Source organism: Shinella sp. 1A1 (assembly GCF_055379515.1).
Genome location: NZ_AP039671.1, coordinates 3,197,347 through 3,214,079 on the forward strand (window position 1 = coordinate 3,197,347; position 16,733 = coordinate 3,214,079).

The following is a 16,733-nucleotide window of genomic DNA, read 5'->3' on the forward strand; positions in this document are numbered from 1 at the left end:
AGCCGGTTACGGATTTTCATCGAATGCAGACCCCGGGCTTGCTGCGGCAAACTGACCGATCACGTTTTGTTGCAGACGACCGCCGGCAAGAGCCTTCGCAGCGCGCAACACGGCACACCCAAATTCGCCCCTCGAAAAACGCTGAAAATCGTCTATATGACGGGCAAAGGAGTGCCCATGGCCCGCATTGACCAGACCGAGGATTGGCAGACCCGCCACGCCCCGACCATCAGCACCTTCGAATCCCTGGCGCTGGAGGCTTACGGCCACCTGCCGGAGGAGTTCCGCGCGCTGACGGGCAACCTCATCATCGAGATCGCCGAATTCCCGAGCGACGACGTCTTCGAGGACATGGCGCTGGAAACGCCCTTCGACCTGCTCGGCCTCTTCGAGGGCCGCGGCATCAGCGAGCGCTTCACGGTCGAGACCGGCGAGATGCCGAACCGCATCACCCTCTACCGCCGCCCGATCCTCGATTACTGGGCGGAGAACGAGGAAACGCTCGGCGACATCATCACCCATGTCCTCATCCACGAGATCGGCCACCATTTCGGCCTGTCGGACGACGACATGGAGCGCATCGAGGCGAGCGCGGAGATCGCGGCAGGGTAGGGCGGCCGCAACGGCAGAGCGCGCCGATAGCGAACAAACCTGCCGCCTCTCTGTTGTCATGGTCGGGCTTGACCCGACCATCCATGCCGCAGGTGCCGTGTGGATCCTCAGGTCGAGCCCGAGGATCATGGACGAGAGGGCGACAAGCCTGACTCTAGCAGTTCACGCAACTTGCCGCCTTGCAGCGTTCCCTTACTGCTCCGAGAGCTTGATATCCGGCGTATACTCCTTGCCGGGCACGTCCTTCACCACGGCCTGGCCGCATTGCATGATCTTCGCCTCCGCATTGTAGGCGTAGCTCGGCGAGCCGTGCAGCTCCCAGCCCTTGTTCAGCGCCAGCGTGACCTTGTGGCAGAAGGAGGCGTCGTCGGGGCCGGTCAGGAAGCGGTAGACTTTCATGCGTTTTTCTTTCTCTCGTTGATGAGGTCGGCCTTGGCGAGAAGGCGCTCGGCCTGCTCGGCATGGAGCTTTTCCACCATGCGGCCGGCGATATTGACGACGGCCTTGCCCGCATTGTCGGGCGCACCGAAGGCGGCGACGATGGCAAGAGCCTCGGCAGCCTCCGCCTCCGTCACGCCATAGGCCGCATTGGCCCCGGCGATCTGCGTCGGATGGATGAGCATCTTGCCATCAAAACCCATCTGGCGTCCCTGCCGGCATTCCGCCGCGAACCCGTCCTCGTCGGCAAAATCGTTGAAGACGCTGTCGATGACATCAAGCCCGCAGGCGCGCGCCGCGACGACCGCCTGCAGCAGCAGCGGCACGAGGAAGGGGCGGCCCGGAATATCGGCGATGCCGGTTTCCCTGCGCAGGTCGTTGAGCCCGACGACGAAGCAGTCGAGCCGTCCGCCATGGGTGCGCCCCGTCTCGGCGATGGCCGCAAGGTTGAGGAGCGCGGCCGCCGTCTCGATCATCGCCCAGAGGCGCGGGCCGTCGTCGACGCCCGCCTCGGAAAGCCAGTCGGCGACGGTGAGCACGTCCTGCGGCTCGCTGACCTTGGGCAGCAGCACCGCATCGGGCATGCAGTCGAGCACCGCTTCGAGGTCCAGCACGCCGTCCGGGCCGTCCAGCGGATTGATGCGGATGACATGCTCCCGGCCGCCCGATCGGTCGAGCGTCGAAAAATGCGCGACCAACGCCGCGCGCGCCTCGGCCTTCTTCTCCGGCAGCACGGAATCCTCGAGGTCGAAGATGATCGCATCGCAATCGAGCGAGACGGACTTGGCGAGCGCCCGCGGATTGACGGCGGGAACGCTGAGTACCGAGCGGCGCAGGCGAAGCGGATGATGGTGCGGTGTCCTGTTCATCCGTCCTTTTTGCCGCGCTTTGTCGCAGCCCGCAAGCGCCTGCAGGTTCGGCCTTGCAATGAACAAAATCACCCCCCACATTGCTGTCATAGAAAGGGCAAATCAATGCAGCGCATCCGCTCCATCGTCTTCACCGTCTTCGCCATGCTGGTCGCCGGCGCGACCTTCCTGTTCGCGGCCTCCATCGGCCTTGCCATCGCCGGCATCGTCACCGTGCTCATGCTCGGCTCCATGCTCGCGAACAAGCTCCAGCCGGCCCCCGTCCGCGCCACCGCGCGCAACGACCGCAGGGCGCCCGGCCAGCGCGAACCGCGCATCTGGAACGACGGCCGGGGCACGATCATCGACCTCTGAGGAAGCCTTCCTCCGGCAGGATACCGGGCGTCGCGCACGCCCGGTCTTTGCGTTTGCGGCCGGCGGTCAAGATTCTCCTTCAAATTCCGGGGAAACTGATCTAAACGCTTGGCCAACCGACATCACCGCATTTCGAGGGTTTCCGCATGGACAAGTTCGTCAAGCTGACCGGCGTCGCCGCGCCGCTCCCCGTCGTCAATATCGACACGGACATGATCATTCCGAAGGACTACCTGAAGACGATCAAGCGCACCGGCCTCGGCAAGGGCCTTTTCGCCGAAGCACGCTACAACGAGGACGGCAGCGTCAACGAAAGCTTCGTGCTGAACAAGCCCGCCTACCAGAACGCGACGATCCTGGTCGCCGGCGACAATTTCGGCTGCGGCTCCTCGCGTGAGCATGCCCCCTGGGCGCTGCTCGACTTCGGCATCCGCTGCGTGATCTCCACGAGCTTCGCCGACATCTTCTACAACAACTGTTTCAAGAACGGCATCCTGCCGATCGTCGTCAGCCAGGAAGACCTGGACAAGCTGATGGACGACGCCAGCCGCGGCTCCAACGCCATCCTGACGGTCGACCTGGAAGCCCAGGAAATCACCGGCCCCGACGGCGGCCGCATCGGCTTCGAGATCGACGCCTTCCGCCGCCATTGCCTCCTGAACGGCCTCGACGACATCGGCCTGACGCTGGAGAAGGCGCCCGCCATCGACAGCTTCGAGAAGCAGACCGCAGCTTCGCGCCCCTGGGCGTGATCCGGTGCGCCGGCTGATCTCGTCCGGCTCCCCCTTTGAAACGACGGCGGGCTATTCGCGCGCCGTCGTGGAGGGCAACTGGTGCTTCGTTTCCGGCACGACCGGCTACGACTATGCCACCATGACCATGCCCGAAAGCGTCGAGGACCAGACGCGCAACTGCCTTTCCACCATCGGCAGGGTCCTCGAAGACGCCGGCTTCTCCTTCGCCGATGTGGTACGCTGCCACTACTACGTGACCGAAGCGGCCTTTGCCGACCGCGTCTTCCCGATCCTCGGCGAGACGTTCGGCGCCATTCGCCCCGCCGCCACCATGATCGTCTGCGATCTGATCCGCCCGGAAATGCGGATCGAGATCGAGGTCACGGCACTCCGCCGAGGCTGAGTCCTCCGCGCAAAAATCTTTCCTTTCGGCGATTTTCCTTGAACGGAAGTTGCGCTAAGAAGCGCCCAACCCTTCCGTGACATCAAGGAACATCCCATGACAGCGCGTACCCTCCTCCTTCTGCCCGGCGACGGCATCGGCCCGGAAGCCATGGCGGAAGTCCGCAAGATCATCGCCTACATGAACGCCGAGCGTGGCGCGGGTTTTGAGACCGACGAAGGCCTCGTCGGCGGCTCGGCCTATGACGCCCATGGCGCGGCGATCTCGGAAGGCGACATGGAGAAGGCGCTTGCGGCCGACGCCGTGCTCTTCGGCGCCGTCGGCGGCCCGAAGTGGGATGCCGTTCCCTACGAGGTGCGTCCCGAAGCCGGCCTGCTGCGCCTGCGCAAGGACTTGAAGCTCTTCGCGAACCTGCGCCCGGCCATCTGCTACCCGGCGCTCGCCAATGCCTCCTCGCTGAAGCCGGAGCTGGTCGAAGGCCTCGACATCCTCATCGTGCGCGAGCTGACGGGCGGCGTCTATTTCGGCGAGCCGAAGGAGATCATCGACCTCGGCAACGGCCAGAAGCGCGGCATCGACACGCAGGTCTACGACACCTACGAGATCGAGCGCATCGCCGGCGTCGCCTTCGAGCTGGCCCGCACGCGCGGCAACCGCGTCTGCTCGATGGAAAAGCGCAACGTCATGAAGTCCGGCGTGCTCTGGAACCAGGTCGTGACGGAAACGCACAAGCGCAGCTATTCCGACGTGCAGCTCGAGCATATGCTCGCCGATGCCGGCGGCATGCAGCTCGTGCGCGCGCCGAAGCAGTTCGACGTCATCGTGACGGACAACCTCTTCGGCGACATGCTCTCCGACGTCGCGGCCATGCTGACCGGCTCGCTCGGCATGCTGCCGTCGGCCTCGCTCGGCGCGCCGGACGCCAAGACCGGCAAGCGCAAGGCCCTCTACGAGCCCGTGCACGGCTCGGCGCCCGATATCGCCGGCAAGGGCATCGCCAACCCGATCGCCATGATCGCCTCCTTCGCCATGTGCCTGCGCTACTCGTTCAACATGGTCGCTGACGCCGACAACCTGGAAAAGGCCATCGCCGAAGTCCTCGACAGCGGCATCCGCACCGGCGACATCATGGCCGAAGGCTGCCGCAAGGTCGGCACCGCCGAGATGGGCGACGCCATCCTCGCCGCCTTCAGGAAGCTCTCGGCCTGAGCCTTCGCAGATTACTGAAAAGGCTCCCGTTGCACGCGCAGCGGGAGCCTTTTTCGTTTGCCTCCCTTGAATTGCCGGCGGCGGCCAACACATGGAAGCAACGCCGTATCAAGGGATGACCATGAACCGATCGCTTGCGACCTCCTCGCTCTGGATCCTCGTCGCCACCGCCGTCCTCGTCGCGGTCCTCGTTCCCTTCGATCCGCTGCTGTCGGAGCGCGCCCGGGGGCTGCCGGGCGGCGTGGTCGCCTTCAACGAGCGCATCACCGATTTCGGCACCTTCCGCTGGATGATCTACGGCTCCGGTTTTCTCGTCATCCTCGCCTATGTCGTCGGCCGGGCAAGCGCCGACGAGACTACGGCAGGGCGGGCGAGGACCGGCGGGCGGCTGTCGCTCTACTTCTTCCTGACGATCGGCGCGACGAGCGCGCTCGTCCATCTCGTCAAGCTGATCGTGGGGCGGGCGCGGCCAGAGCTTTTCGCCGAATACGGCGCCTACAGCCTCACGCCCTTTGCCTATGACGATCTCTATTCCAGTTTTCCCTCCGGCCACTCGGCGGCCGTCGGCGCGTTCTTCGGCGCCTTCTCGATGCTGGTGCCGCGGCTGCGTCCGCTCTTCCTCCTCGGCGCGCTGGCGATCGGCGTCTCGCGCGTTGTCGTCGGCGCGCATTATCCGAGCGACGTGGCCGCCGGCCTGCTGCTCGGCCTCTGGACGGCCATCGCCACGGCCTATCTCTTCGCCCGCGCAAACTGGCTCTTCCGCTTCGACGCGCGCGGCTGGCCCCTGCCGAAATCCGCGACGCCGCCGAAAGGCCAATGAAAAGCCGGCCCGTGTCGCCACGGGCCGGCTCGCCATGAGCGGATCGGAAGGGGGGTGATCAATCCATGGCGTGGATGTCGCGGTCCTTCGTTTCCGGCAGGAAGAGAAGGCCGATGACCAGCGTGATGCCCGCGAAGATGATCGGGTACCAGAGGCCGAAATAAATATCGCCCCAGGCCGTGTTCATCGCGAGAGCCGCTGCCGGCAGCAGGCCGCCGAACCAGCCGTTGCCGATATGGTAGGGCAGCGACATGCCGGTGTAGCGGATGCGGGTCGGGAACAGTTCCACCAGAAGGGCGGCGATCGGGCCGTAGACCATCGTGACGTAGATCACGAGCACGGTCAGCACGGCGATGATCTTGACCCAGTTCACGCTGGCCGGATCGGCGACCATGGTGAAAGCACCACCGGCCGGGATCGTATAGACAGCCATGTCGGCGGCGCTGCCGACTTCCTCGGCCGTCAGCAGCTTGCCGGAAACGAGGTCGGCAGCCGTAATGGTCGCCTTCTCGCCGGCGCGAATGGCGCTGGCATCGAGCTTAAGTTCCGGGTTAGCGGCGATGAAGGCGTCAAGCTTGCTGTCCGGAACCTTGGCCGCACCACGGACCAGCGGATAGCCGCTGTCATGAAGCGCGATGTTGATGCCCTTCTTGAAAGCCGCGTCGAGCGCCTTGGCCTCATCCGCCGAGGCGACGGCGTCGTAGCTCGTGATTGTCTCTTCGCCGATCTTGACCGTCGCCGCCGTGCCGGCAGCCGCCGTGGTGACGAGGTCGTAGGGCACGGAGCTGCGGGTCAGGAAGTCGGTCGCGATATCACAAGAGGTGGTGAACTTCGCCGTGCCCGTCGGGTTGAACTGGAAGTGGCAGTCGCCCGGAGCGGCCGTGACGGTCGCGCGGGATGTCTGCTGCGCCTGCGCCAGCGCCGGATTGCCGGCCCAGGTCATGGCCTTGAACAGCGGGAAGTAGGTCAGCATGGCAAGCAGCAGGCCGGCCATGATGATCGGCTTGCGGCCGATCTTGTCCGACAGCCAGCCGAAGAAGACGAAGAAGCCGGTGCCGATGAGCAGCGCGACCGCCACCATGATATTGGCGGACTGGCCGTCGACCTTGAGCACGCCCGTCAGGAAGAACAGGGCGTAGAACTGGCCGGAATACCAGACGACGGCCTGGCCGACGACGGCGCCGAACAGCGCCAGCAGCGCGATCTTGGCATTGCGCCACTGGCCGAAGGCTTCCGTCAGCGGCGCCTTGGAACCCTTGCCCTCTTCCTTCATTTTCGCGAAGGCGGGCGATTCGTTCATCTTCATGCGGATCCAGACGGAAACGCCGAGCAGGACGACCGAGACGAGGAACGGAATGCGCCAGCCCCAGGCCGCGAAAGCCTCCTTGCCGACGATGAACTGCACCGCCAGGATGACGATCAGCGACAGGAACAGGCCGAGCGTCGCCGTGGTCTGGATCCAGGAGGTGAAGTAGCCGCGCCGGCCGGCCGGCGCATGCTCGGCGACGTAGGTCGCGGCACCGCCATACTCGCCGCCGAGCGCCAGGCCCTGCAGCATGCGCAGCGCGATCAGGATGATCGGCGCGGCGATACCGATCGAGGCGGCGCCGGGCAAGAGGCCCACGACGAAGGTCGAGAAGCCCATGATCAGAATGGTCACGAGGAAGGTATATTTGCGGCCGACGAGATCGCCGAGGCGGCCGAAGACCAGCGCGCCGAACGGGCGCACGAGGAAGCCGGCGGCAAAGGCGAGCAGCGCGAAGATGTTGCGCGTCGTCTCCGGATACTGGCTGAAGAAGGTTGCGCCGATATAGATCGCCAGCGAACCGTAAAGATAGAAATCGTACCACTCGAAGACGGTGCCGAGCGAAGAGGCGAAGATCACCTTCTTCTGCTCGCCCGTCATGGGCGACGCCTTGGCGTTGCCCACGGTCGAAACATTGGCCATTTGTTTGTCCTCCACAAAACGGCGTATCGGGGCAGCCCCTATGCGGTCCGGTGTTTCTCCCTCAAACCCCGGACAGGGTGCGCCTGATGGAAGGATGGCAGAAAACCAATTGTCATATCAGCGCTGCTTTGGGCTTATGACTTTCGGCGTAAGACTAAAGTGGAGACGGCGGGCGGTGAAATGCGCCGGACCGCATGCAACACTTGACTCTTCGGCAGATGAGCGTATTCAGCACGCACGCAAGGGAACCGCCATGTACCGCTTTGGACTGTCCATCGCCCGCATGATCGCTCCGGCCTTCAACGCCGGACGGGTTCGTCATTGCGTATCGATTTCCAAAACAACGGCCAAAACGACGACGAAAACCGTCTGACGTCTCTGGCCCACCGCTCTCTCCCCGGTATGGCCGGGGACCGAAACCCGCGTCACGGCCGGCGGGTTTCCCCTCCTGACCCGCGGAGAGACAGAGAAAGAGAGCTTTAGTCATGGGTTTCAAGATCGCAGTCGCCGGCGCGACCGGCAATGTCGGCCGCGAGATGCTGAACATCCTTTCCGAGCGCGGTTTCCCGGCCGATGAGGTGGTGGCGCTCGCTTCCGCCCGCTCGCAGGGCACCGAAGTCTCCTTCGGCGACAGGACGCTGAAGGTGCAGAACCTCGAGAACTACGATTTCTCCGACACGGACATCTGCCTGATGTCGGCCGGCGGTACCGTCTCGCAGAAGTATTCGCCGAAGATCGGCGCGCAGGGCTGCGTCGTCATCGACAATTCCTCGGCCTGGCGCTACGACGCCGACGTGCCGCTGATCGTTCCGGAAGTGAACCCGGACGCCATCGCGGGGTTCACCCGCAAGAATATCATCGCCAACCCGAATTGCTCGACCGCCCAGCTCGTCGTCGCGCTGAAGCCGCTGCATGACCGCGCCACCATCAAGCGCGTCGTCGTCTCGACCTACCAGTCCGTCTCCGGCGCCGGCAAGGACGGCATGGACGAGCTCTTCAACCAGACGCGCGCCGTCTTCGTCGCCGACCCGATAGAATCGAAGAAGTTCACCAAGCGCATCGCCTTCAACGTCATTCCGCATATCGATAGCTTCATGGAAGACGGCTACACGAAGGAAGAGTGGAAGGTTCTCGCCGAGACCAAGAAGATGCTCGACCCGAAGATCAAGGTGACCTGCACGGCCGTGCGCGTCCCGGTCTTCATCGGCCATTCCGAATCGGTCAACCTCGAGTTCGAGAAGGAAATCACGGCGGACGAGGCCCGCGAGATCCTGCGCGAGGCGCCGGGTTGCCAGGTCATCGACAAGCACGAGAACGGCGGCTACATCACCCCTTACGAATCGGCCGGTGAAGACGCCACCTACATCTCGCGCATCCGCGAGGACGCGACGGTCGAGAACGGCCTCAACCTGTGGGTCGTCTCCGACAACCTGCGCAAGGGTGCCGCCCTCAACGCCATCCAGATCGCAGAACTGCTCGTGGCCCGCGGCCTGATCAAGGCGAAGAAGCAGGCCGCCTGATAGCGCAAGAGCGACGGAACGATGCCTTTCCGCATTTCGGTGAAAAGTGGCAACGTTCCGTTAAGCAAGTTTAAATAAAAGTCCCGGTTGTTCCGTTTGAGAACAATCGGGACTTTGCTTTGAGCCGGAACGGTCCGAAGCAGGGTGCGGTGACAGGAACCGGGGAGCATGCCATGCTCCCGCAGCGGATTTGACGAGAGATCACGGGGTTTTTCATGGGCATGACAAAGAGCGTGGCCAAGGTGCTGGCCGCAATGATCGCCACGGCGGCAGTGCCGGCGGCGGCCGAAGCCGCCCAGTGCGGCAAGGATGCGGGCGGTTTTCCGGCCTGGGTCGAGGCATTCAAGGGCGAGGCGGCCAGCCGCGGCATCAGCCGCTCGACGCTGGACAAGGCCTTTTCCAATGTCGACTATGCCCGCGCAACGATCCGCGCCGACCGCGGCCAGAAGAGCTTCAAGCTCTCGCTTGAGCAGTTCATGCAGAAGCGCGGCGGCCAGGCGATCATCCGCCGCGGCAAGGGCCTGAAGAAGCAGAATGCCGCGCTCTTCCAGCGCATCGAAGCGCGCTACGGCGTGCCGGCCGGCCCGCTGCTGGCGATCTGGGGCATGGAAACCGGCTTCGGCGGCTTCCTCGGCAAGGAGCACACGCTCTCGGCCGTGGCGACGCTCGCCTATGACTGCCGCCGCCCGGAATATTTCACCAACCAGCTCTATGCCGCCCTGCAGCTTGTGCAGAACGGCACGCTGAGCACGACGGCACGCGGCGCGGCGCATGGCGAAATCGGCCAGACGCAGTTCCTGCCGGTGAACGTGCTGAAATACGGCGTCGACGGCGACGGCAACGGCCGCATCGACCTCGTCGGCTCCAAGGCCGACGCGCTTGCCTCGACGGCGAACTTCCTGCGCGGCCACGGCTGGAGCGCCGGTGCGGGCTACCAGCCGGGCGAGCCGAACTTCGGCGCCCTGCAGGGCTGGAACGCCGCCAGCGTCTACCAGCGCGCGATCGCCATCATCGGCGCGGAAATCGACGGCAACTGACCTGAAGACCGGCCTGTGGGCCGGCGCTTGGGAAATCCGGAAAAGAGCCTGGCGCGGACCCCTGCGCCGGGTTTTTTTATGCGCTCGGCCGTTTGAAGTCGCCCGTCGTGGCATCCATGATCCAGAGTTCGCCGGTCGAGATGTCGAACCAGGCGCCATGGAGCTGGATGCGCCCCTTTTCCTCAAGGATGCGCACGCAGGGGAAGGTGCGGAGATTGGCGAGCGAATTGCGGATCGAGACGCGCTCCAGCGCGCGCTGGCGTTCGCCCTGCGTCAGGCTCTCCGCGCCCTGGATCTGCTCGGCGACGGGCTTGAGCATGCCCATCCACTTGCCGATGAAGTCCCCGGGCGAAAGCGGCTCGGCATCCGGGTCGAGCGCGGCCGAGATGCCGCCGCAGCGGCCGTGGCCCATCACGAGGATGTCGCTGACCTTCAGCGACTGCACGGCGAATTCAAGCGCGGCGGAAGTCGCGTGGAACTGGCCGTCGGGCTCGTAGGGCGGCACGAGATTGGCGACGTTGCGTATCACGAAGAGCTCGCCCGGCCCGCTGTCGAAGATCGTCTCCGGCGCGGCGCGGGAGTCGCAACAGGCGATGACGAGCGTCTTGGGCTTCTGGCCCGTTTCGGCGAGCGCCCTGTAGCGCGCGGACTGCTCGGAATAGCGGCCCGACATGAAATTGCGGTAGCCGTTCAGAAGACGATCGGGAAAGCGGTTCATGGTGTCGGAATACTCCCGTGCCGGCGATCTCTACCGGATGAGACCGCATCCGGTTTTGCATAAACCACTCTGAAAGGAGCCGCGCAAGGACCGATTTACGGACGGCGCATCTGGGCGGGATGTATCAGGCGGCGCATATGCACCATGGCCATGGGCGTCGCGATGCTGGAAGCGTCCTGCTCCAGCGTCAGCTCGTCCGCCCCGCGCTTGGCGGTGCGCGTGACGATCTCGAAGACGCTGGCCGTCGCCATCGACAGCGCCCGCTCTTCCGGCAGGCCCTCCATCAGGCGCGAGAGGAAGATCGCCGAAAGGAGATCGCCCGTTCCGTTCGGCGGGTTCGGTACGAGCCGGTGCTCGGCAAGGAGCGCGTCACGGCCGGAAAGATAGAGATTGCCCGTGCTGCCGGCCATCATCGGCAGCGCGGAGGTGACCAGCATGCGCGGCGGGCCGAGCGAAAGCGCCGCCTCGATGATCGCCCCGTTCGTCTCCAGCGGCGTGCCGGCGAGCCAGGCAAGCTCGAAGCGGTTCGGCGTCGCCACCGAGGCGAGCGGGATCAGGCTGTCGCGGATCGCCAAGGCCGTTTCTTCCGGGACATAGAGCCCGCGGTCGTCGCCGCAGACCGGGTCGCACATATAGAAGAGGTCGGGATTGTCCGCGCGAAGGCTCTCGACGAGCCGCGCGACGGACCGGGCCTGCGCCGCGCTGCCGAGATAGCCGGAAAGCACGGCCTTGACCTCGCCGCGCCAGGGCGCGCGGATGAGGTCGGAGATGATGGCGTCGAAGTCCTCCGCGGAGATCGGGACGCGCGTGGCGCGGCCATGGCCGGGATGCCAGGGCAGGATGACCGTGGGCAGGGCCCAGACGGGATGGCCGAGCGTTTCGAGCGCGAAGACCGCCGCGCGGTTGCCGACCGTGCCGCGCACCACATGGCTCGAAATCACGATGACCGTGCCCTTTTCGCTCTCGTCCATAGCCGGCTCCCTTTCCTTTCGCCGAGTGATGGCAAGGGGGTTTCGGCCTGTCAACGGCGCCGCCGAAAAACCCGCTGGGCGGAATGGCCGCATTGAACGGCTTCGGCCGGTTTTGGGCTGCTTTTCGACGAAAAAGGCCGGTTTTCACGTCAAAACGACAGCATAACTGACCTGTTTTGGACAAAATCGATTGAATTTTCTCGCAAATCGACAAATTTCATCGCAGGTATTTTTTCTTCTGCTAACGTCCCGGCATCGGATTCGAGGGAGCATTCCATGGGTGCCAGGACCAACGTGAAACGAGAAAAACATATCGAGGCCGCAAAGGCCGCAGCCGCCGCCCTCGGCGCAAAGACGCTCCAGCCGGACATCCTTTTCGGACGTGCCAGCAAGGATGATCTGGAGCACTATACGGGCGAGATGCTGGCCGTTGCCGCCGCCCATGCCATGACCGAGATCGAGGCCTTCGACGGCACCTTGCCGCGCGTCACCGTGACGACGCTGCCGGACGTCACGCCGGCCGGCGAGCCCGTCTCCGTCCTCTCCGTCACCGACCATAACCAGCCGTTCCTCTACGATTCGGTCATGGCCGAGGTGACGAGCACGCATCGCGACATCCACCTTGCCGTCCACCCGATCCTGGTCGTCGCGCCGGGCGAGGCGCCGAAGCTCTTCTCGCCGGACGAGGAGAGCGATCCCGGGCAGCGGGTCAGCCATATCGAGATCCACCTGCCCGAACTCTCGCCCGGCGAGGCCGCCGCACTCGCCGAGCGTGTGAAGACCGTGCTCGCGCAGGTGCACCTTGCCGTCGAGGACTGGCCGGCGATGCTGCAGAAGCTCGACAGCGCCATGGCGGACATGGAGCGCTATGCCAAGGCCAAGCCCGGCAAGGACGAGGCGCTCGCCTTCCTCGACTGGCTGCGCGGCAACAATTTCACCTTCCTCGGCATGCGGGAATACACCTATTCCGGCAAGGGCGAGGCGGCGACCGTCGAGCGCGGCGGCGAAGGCCTCGGTATCCTTTCCGATCCCGACGTGCGCGTGCTGCGCCTCGGCAAGGACGCGGTGACGACGACGCCGGAAATCCTCGAATTCCTCGAAGGCCCGGATTTCCTCATCGTCACCAAGGCCAATGTGAAGTCGCTCGTCCACCGCCGCGCCTATATGGACTATGTCGGCCTCAAGCGCTTCGACGAGAAGGGCAAGGTCATCGGGGAGCTGCGCATCGTCGGCCTCTTCACCTCCACCGCCTATACGCATGCCGCCGGCCAGATCCCGCTGCTGCGCTCCAAGGTGGAGACGGTCATCGAGCATTTCGGCTACGACCCGAAGAGCCATTCCGGCAAGATGCTGATCAACACGCTGGAATCCTATCCGCGCGACGATCTCTTCCAGATCGATCCCGGCCTGCTCGCCACCTTCTGCGAGCAGATCAACGAGCTTTCCGACCGGCCGCGCATCCGCGTCCTGCCGCGCATCGACCGTTTCGACCGCTTCGTCTCGGTCATCGTCTACGTGCCGCGCGAGCAATACGATTCGGATGTCCGCGAGAAGATCGGCAACTATCTGAAATCGGCCTATGACGGCCGCGTCTCCGCCTATTACCCGGCCTTCCCGGAAGGCGGCCTCGCCCGCGTCCACTTCATTATCGGCCGCTCCGGCGGCAAGACGCCGCGCATTCCGCAGAACAAGCTCGAACAAGCCGTGCGCGAGATCGCCACGCGCTGGACCGACCGCTTCGAGGCGCTTTCCGGCGCCGACGGCCTGCAGCTCCTCACGGACCGCAGCTACCAGGAGGACTTCACCCCGGCCGAGGCCCATGCCGACCTTGCCCTGATCACCACGGCAACGCCGGAAAACCCGATCCGCATCGCCTTCTACCGCAAGGCATGGAACACGGATCTCGCCTCCGTCGAGCTAAAGATCTTCCATGCCAGCGAGCCGGTTTCGCTCTCCAGGCGCGTGCCGCTCCTCGAAAACCTCGGCTTCAGCGTGGTCAGCGAGCAGACGCACGACCTGACCGTCGCCGGCCTCGACGGCGACGAGCGCCGCGTCATCCTGCACGACATGGAGCTGCGGCAGCGTGACGGTCAGGAAGTGAACCTCGCCAGGCTCAGCCCGATGCTGGAGGAAGCCTTCCTCGCGGCCTGGCACGGCGAGGTGGACGACGACGCGCTGAACCGCCTGATCCTCACCGCCGGCCTTTCCGCCCGCGAGATCATGGCGCTGCGCACCTATTCGCGCTACCTGCGCCAGACCGGCATCGCCTATTCGCAGGGCTATATCGCCGATACGCTCAACAAGTATCCCGCTATTGCCGCCAATCTCTTCCGCCTGTTCGAGACCCGCCTCGATCCGAAGCTCTCGGACCGCCAGCGCGAGAAGAAGTCGGCGGAGGTCGCCACCGCAATCGAGGAGGCGCTGGCCGCCGTGCCGAGCCTCGACGAGGACCGGATGCTGCGGCGCTACGTCAACGCCATAGAGGCAACGCTGCGCACGAACTATTTCCAGAAGGATCCTGACGGCAGGCCGCGCAAGACGCTGGCGATCAAGCTCGATCCGAAGGCCCTCGACGGCCTGCCGGAACCGCGCCCCTTCCGCGAGATCTTCGTCTACGGCGCGGAAGTGGAGGGCGTGCACCTGCGCTTCGGCAAGGTCGCCCGCGGCGGCCTTCGCTGGTCCGACCGCGCGCAGGACTACCGCACGGAAGTGCTCGGCCTCGTCAAGGCGCAGCAGGTGAAGAACGCGGTCATCGTGCCGGTCGGCGCCAAGGGCGGCTTCTATCCCAAGCAGCTTCCCGCCGGCGGCAGCCGCGACGCCGTCTTCAAGGCCGGCACCGAGGCCTACAAGACCTATATCCGCACGCTGCTCTCCGTCACCGACAACATTGTCGGCCAGGACGTCGTGCCGCCGGCCGATACGGTCCGCATCGACGGGGACGACCCCTATTTCGTCGTCGCGGCCGACAAGGGCACGGCGACCTTCTCCGACACGGCGAACGGGCTTGCCCAGGAAGCCGGCTTCTGGCTCGACGACGCCTTCGCCTCCGGCGGCTCGGCGGGCTATGACCACAAGAAGATGGGCATCACCGCCCGCGGCGCATGGGAGACCGTCAAGCGCCACTTCCGCGAGATGAACATCGACATCCAGAAGACGCCCTTCACCGTCGCCGGCGTCGGCGACATGTCGGGCGACGTCTTCGGCAACGGCATGCTGCTGTCGCGCAAGATCCGCCTCGTCGCGGCCTTCGACCATCGCGACATCTTCATCGATCCTTCGCCGGACACCGACACGTCCTTCGCCGAGCGCCGCCGCATGTTCAACCTGCCGCGTTCGAGCTGGCAGGACTATGACCGCTCGGTGCTCTCAAAGGGCGCGATGATCATTCCGCGCACGGAGAAATCCGTGACGCTGACGCCGGAAGCCATGGCCGTGATCGGCCTCGACAAGGCCAAGGCGACGCCCTTCGAGATCATGACGGCGATCCTGAAGGCCCCCGTCGACCTCCTGTGGTTCGGCGGCATCGGCACCTATATCCGCGGCCAGAACGAGACGGACGCGGAGGTCGGCGACCGCGCCAACGACCCGATCCGCATCGTCGGCGAGGACGTGCGCGCCAAGGTGATCGGCGAGGGCGCGAATCTCGGCGTCACCCAGCGTGGCCGCATCGCCTTCGGCCTCAAGGGCGGCCGCAGCAATTCCGACGCCATCGACAACTCGGCCGGCGTGAACTCGTCGGACGTCGAGGTGAACATCAAGATCGCGCTCGCCTCGGCCATGCGCGACGAGCGGCTGCCGCGCGCCAAGCGCAACGTGCTGCTCGCCTCGATGACGGACGAAGTGGCCCATCTCGTGCTGCGCAACAACTACCTGCAATCGCTGGCGATCTCGCTGACGGAGCGGCAGGGCCTTGCCAACCGCGCGCCGCTGACGCGCCTGATGGATCGCCTGGAGGCCGCCGGCCAGCTCAACCGCAAGGTCGAGACGCTGCCCGACGACCGCACCGTCGCCGAGCGCTACCAGGCCGGCAAGCCGCTGACGCGGCCGGAGATCGGCGTGCTGCTCTCCTATGCCAAGCTGGTGCTGTTCGACGAGCTGATCCACACCAGCCTGCCGGACGAGCCCTATTTCGAACCGACGCTGACGGGCTACTTCCCGGCGAAGATGCAGAAGGCCTATGCCGACGATATCCGCTCGCATCGCCTGCGCCGCGAGATCATCGCGACGATCCTCGCCAACGAGGTGATCAACCGCGGCGGCCCGGCCTTCATCAACGGCCTCACCGACGGCACCGGCTTCGGCCCGGCCGATGCGGTGAAGGCCGCGGTCATCGCCCGCGACGGCTACGGCCTTCCGGCGCTCTATGCCGGCGTCGATGCGCTGGACAATGTGGTCTCCGGCTCCGTCCAGAACGACCTCTACGATGAGATCGGCCGCATCTACGCCTCCGTTACCGGCCTGCTGCTGACCACCGGCGCCGTCTCCGGCCCGTTGGACCAGGCGGTGCACAAGCTGAAGCAGGCGCTGAAGCAGCTTCGGCCGAACCTCGCGACGCTCGTCTCGGAAGCGGCAGCCGACGAGGCCCGCCGCAAGGCCCATGCCTATGAGGATGAAGGCGTGCCGGAGGAGCTGGCGGAAGAGATCGCCACGCTCTCCATGCTGACCTTCGTGCCGGAGGTCATGCTGATCGCGGGCGCCACCGGCGATACCCTCGGCAAGACGGCGCAGACCTTCGCCGGCATCAGCTCAGCGCTGAATATCGGCCGCCTGCTTTCCGCGGCCGGCCGCATTCCGACCGGCGATCTCTACGAGGCCCTCGCCCTCCAGCGCAGCCTCACCGACATCGCCAATGCCCGCCGCGATCTTTCGACCGCTGTGCTCGCCCGCCACAAGGGCGACAAGGCGCCGCTCGCCGCCTGGCAGAACGCCGAAAAGGAGCGTCTCGCCCGCGTGACGGCGAACCTCTCGGCGCTGACGGAGACGGGCGAGGCCACGCTCGCCAAGGTCAGCGTCGCCGCGGGCATCCTGAGCGACCTTGCACAGGAAAGGGCGAAATGAGACAGTCCCCTGCCGGCTGACGGGGCCAATACTCCGTTAGCC

The 16,733-nt window shown here is 65.3% G+C and carries 14 protein-coding genes; 9 read left to right on the forward strand and 5 right to left on the reverse strand.

Features of this window, described 5'->3' with window-relative positions; all coding sequences use genetic code 11:
• Positions 1-177 precede the first annotated feature (177 nt).
• Positions 178-612 carry a metallopeptidase family protein gene (locus ACZ48C_RS15600; protein WP_119257916.1) on the forward strand — a complete coding sequence of 145 codons (435 nt, stop codon included), beginning with the start codon at positions 178-180 and terminating at the stop codon, positions 610-612.
• A 192-nt stretch (positions 613-804) separates the two neighbouring features.
• Here ACZ48C_RS15600 and ACZ48C_RS15605 read toward each other — a convergent pair whose 3' ends face one another.
• Both ACZ48C_RS15605 and ACZ48C_RS15610 read right to left on the reverse strand, forming a co-directional pair.
• A complete protein-coding gene (locus ACZ48C_RS15605; protein ID WP_119257917.1) occupies positions 805-1,011 on the reverse strand; it encodes a DUF1737 domain-containing protein in 207 nt (68 codons plus the stop codon).
• Entirely contained in the window at positions 1,008-1,919 is a 912-nt protein-coding gene (locus ACZ48C_RS15610; protein ID WP_464781661.1) for an HpcH/HpaI aldolase/citrate lyase family protein, read from the reverse strand. Before ACZ48C_RS15610 ends, ACZ48C_RS15605 begins: the two co-directional genes overlap by 4 nt.
• Before the next feature lie 105 nt (positions 1,920-2,024).
• Here ACZ48C_RS15610 and ACZ48C_RS15615 point away from each other — a divergent pair, with 105 nt between their 5' ends.
• From ACZ48C_RS15615 to ACZ48C_RS15635, 5 genes are all read left to right on the forward strand, one after another.
• On the forward strand, positions 2,025-2,273 hold the full coding sequence (locus ACZ48C_RS15615) for a hypothetical protein (protein WP_119257919.1): 249 nt from the start codon (positions 2,025-2,027) through the stop codon (positions 2,271-2,273).
• A 146-nt stretch (positions 2,274-2,419) separates the two neighbouring features.
• The gene (gene leuD, locus ACZ48C_RS15620; protein WP_119257920.1) at positions 2,420-3,025 is read left to right on the forward strand and encodes a 3-isopropylmalate dehydratase small subunit; all 606 of its coding nucleotides are present in this window, start codon (positions 2,420-2,422) and stop codon (positions 3,023-3,025) included.
• A 4-nt stretch (positions 3,026-3,029) separates the two neighbouring features.
• Complete coding sequence (locus ACZ48C_RS15625; protein WP_119257921.1) at positions 3,030-3,410, forward strand: RidA family protein; 381 nt, start codon at positions 3,030-3,032, stop codon at positions 3,408-3,410.
• A 96-nt stretch (positions 3,411-3,506) separates the two neighbouring features.
• Entirely contained in the window at positions 3,507-4,619 is a 1,113-nt protein-coding gene (gene leuB, locus ACZ48C_RS15630; protein ID WP_318910330.1) for a 3-isopropylmalate dehydrogenase, read from the forward strand.
• A gap of 121 nt (positions 4,620-4,740) precedes the next feature.
• The gene (locus tag ACZ48C_RS15635) at positions 4,741-5,439 is read left to right on the forward strand and encodes a phosphatase PAP2 family protein (RefSeq protein ID WP_464781662.1); all 699 of its coding nucleotides are present in this window, start codon (positions 4,741-4,743) and stop codon (positions 5,437-5,439) included.
• Between the two features lie 58 nt (positions 5,440-5,497).
• Here ACZ48C_RS15635 and ACZ48C_RS15640 read toward each other — a convergent pair whose 3' ends face one another.
• Positions 5,498-7,387 carry an MFS transporter gene (locus tag ACZ48C_RS15640; RefSeq protein WP_464781663.1) on the reverse strand — a complete coding sequence of 630 codons (1,890 nt, stop codon included), beginning with the start codon at positions 7,385-7,387 and terminating at the stop codon, positions 5,498-5,500.
• Between the two features lie 485 nt (positions 7,388-7,872).
• Here ACZ48C_RS15640 and ACZ48C_RS15645 point away from each other — a divergent pair, with 485 nt between their 5' ends.
• Together ACZ48C_RS15645 and ACZ48C_RS15650 are read left to right on the forward strand one after the other, a co-directional pair.
• The gene (locus ACZ48C_RS15645) at positions 7,873-8,907 is read left to right on the forward strand and encodes an aspartate-semialdehyde dehydrogenase (protein ID WP_464781664.1); all 1,035 of its coding nucleotides are present in this window, start codon (positions 7,873-7,875) and stop codon (positions 8,905-8,907) included.
• Between the two features lie 215 nt (positions 8,908-9,122).
• Positions 9,123-9,944 (forward strand): lytic murein transglycosylase, encoded by an 822-nt coding sequence (locus ACZ48C_RS15650; RefSeq protein WP_119257925.1) that lies wholly within the window; start codon positions 9,123-9,125, stop codon positions 9,942-9,944.
• 76 nt (positions 9,945-10,020) lie between these two features.
• Here the strand turns inward: ACZ48C_RS15650 and ACZ48C_RS15655 are convergent, their stop codons facing one another.
• Both ACZ48C_RS15655 and pdxY read right to left on the reverse strand, forming a co-directional pair.
• A complete protein-coding gene (locus tag ACZ48C_RS15655) occupies positions 10,021-10,662 on the reverse strand; it encodes a carbonic anhydrase (RefSeq protein WP_119257926.1) in 642 nt (213 codons plus the stop codon).
• Between the two features lie 95 nt (positions 10,663-10,757).
• Positions 10,758-11,633: a pyridoxal kinase PdxY gene (gene pdxY, locus ACZ48C_RS15660; RefSeq protein WP_464781665.1), complete on the reverse strand. Its 876-nt coding sequence runs from the start codon at positions 11,631-11,633 to the stop codon at positions 10,758-10,760.
• A gap of 276 nt (positions 11,634-11,909) precedes the next feature.
• Here pdxY and ACZ48C_RS15665 point away from each other — a divergent pair, with 276 nt between their 5' ends.
• Positions 11,910-16,691 (forward strand): NAD-glutamate dehydrogenase, encoded by a 4,782-nt coding sequence (locus ACZ48C_RS15665; RefSeq protein WP_464781666.1) that lies wholly within the window; start codon positions 11,910-11,912, stop codon positions 16,689-16,691.
• Positions 16,692-16,733 lie beyond the last annotated feature (42 nt).

Excerpts from the sequence above, each read along its gene's own strand:
- pdxY (WP_464781665.1), bottom strand. The coding sequence starts at position 11,633 with ATGGACGAGAGCGAAAAGGGCACGGTCATCGTGATTTCGAGCCATGTG.
- ACZ48C_RS15610 (WP_464781661.1), bottom strand. The coding sequence starts at position 1,919 with ATGAACAGGACACCGCACCATCATCCGCTTCGCCTGCGCCGCTCGGTA.
- ACZ48C_RS15665 (WP_464781666.1), top strand. The coding sequence starts at position 11,910 with ATGGGTGCCAGGACCAACGTGAAACGAGAAAAACATATCGAGGCCGCA.
- leuD (WP_119257920.1), top strand. The coding sequence starts at position 2,420 with ATGGACAAGTTCGTCAAGCTGACCGGCGTCGCCGCGCCGCTCCCCGTC.
- ACZ48C_RS15600 (WP_119257916.1), top strand. The coding sequence starts at position 178 with ATGGCCCGCATTGACCAGACCGAGGATTGGCAGACCCGCCACGCCCCG.
- ACZ48C_RS15605 (WP_119257917.1), bottom strand. The coding sequence starts at position 1,011 with ATGAAAGTCTACCGCTTCCTGACCGGCCCCGACGACGCCTCCTTCTGC.
- ACZ48C_RS15615 (WP_119257919.1), top strand. The coding sequence starts at position 2,025 with ATGCAGCGCATCCGCTCCATCGTCTTCACCGTCTTCGCCATGCTGGTC.
- ACZ48C_RS15640 (WP_464781663.1), bottom strand. The coding sequence starts at position 7,387 with ATGGCCAATGTTTCGACCGTGGGCAACGCCAAGGCGTCGCCCATGACG.
- ACZ48C_RS15635 (WP_464781662.1), top strand. The coding sequence starts at position 4,741 with ATGAACCGATCGCTTGCGACCTCCTCGCTCTGGATCCTCGTCGCCACC.
- ACZ48C_RS15650 (WP_119257925.1), top strand. The coding sequence starts at position 9,123 with ATGGGCATGACAAAGAGCGTGGCCAAGGTGCTGGCCGCAATGATCGCC.
- leuB (WP_318910330.1), top strand. The coding sequence starts at position 3,507 with ATGACAGCGCGTACCCTCCTCCTTCTGCCCGGCGACGGCATCGGCCCG.
- ACZ48C_RS15645 (WP_464781664.1), top strand. The coding sequence starts at position 7,873 with ATGGGTTTCAAGATCGCAGTCGCCGGCGCGACCGGCAATGTCGGCCGC.
- ACZ48C_RS15655 (WP_119257926.1), bottom strand. The coding sequence starts at position 10,662 with ATGAACCGCTTTCCCGATCGTCTTCTGAACGGCTACCGCAATTTCATG.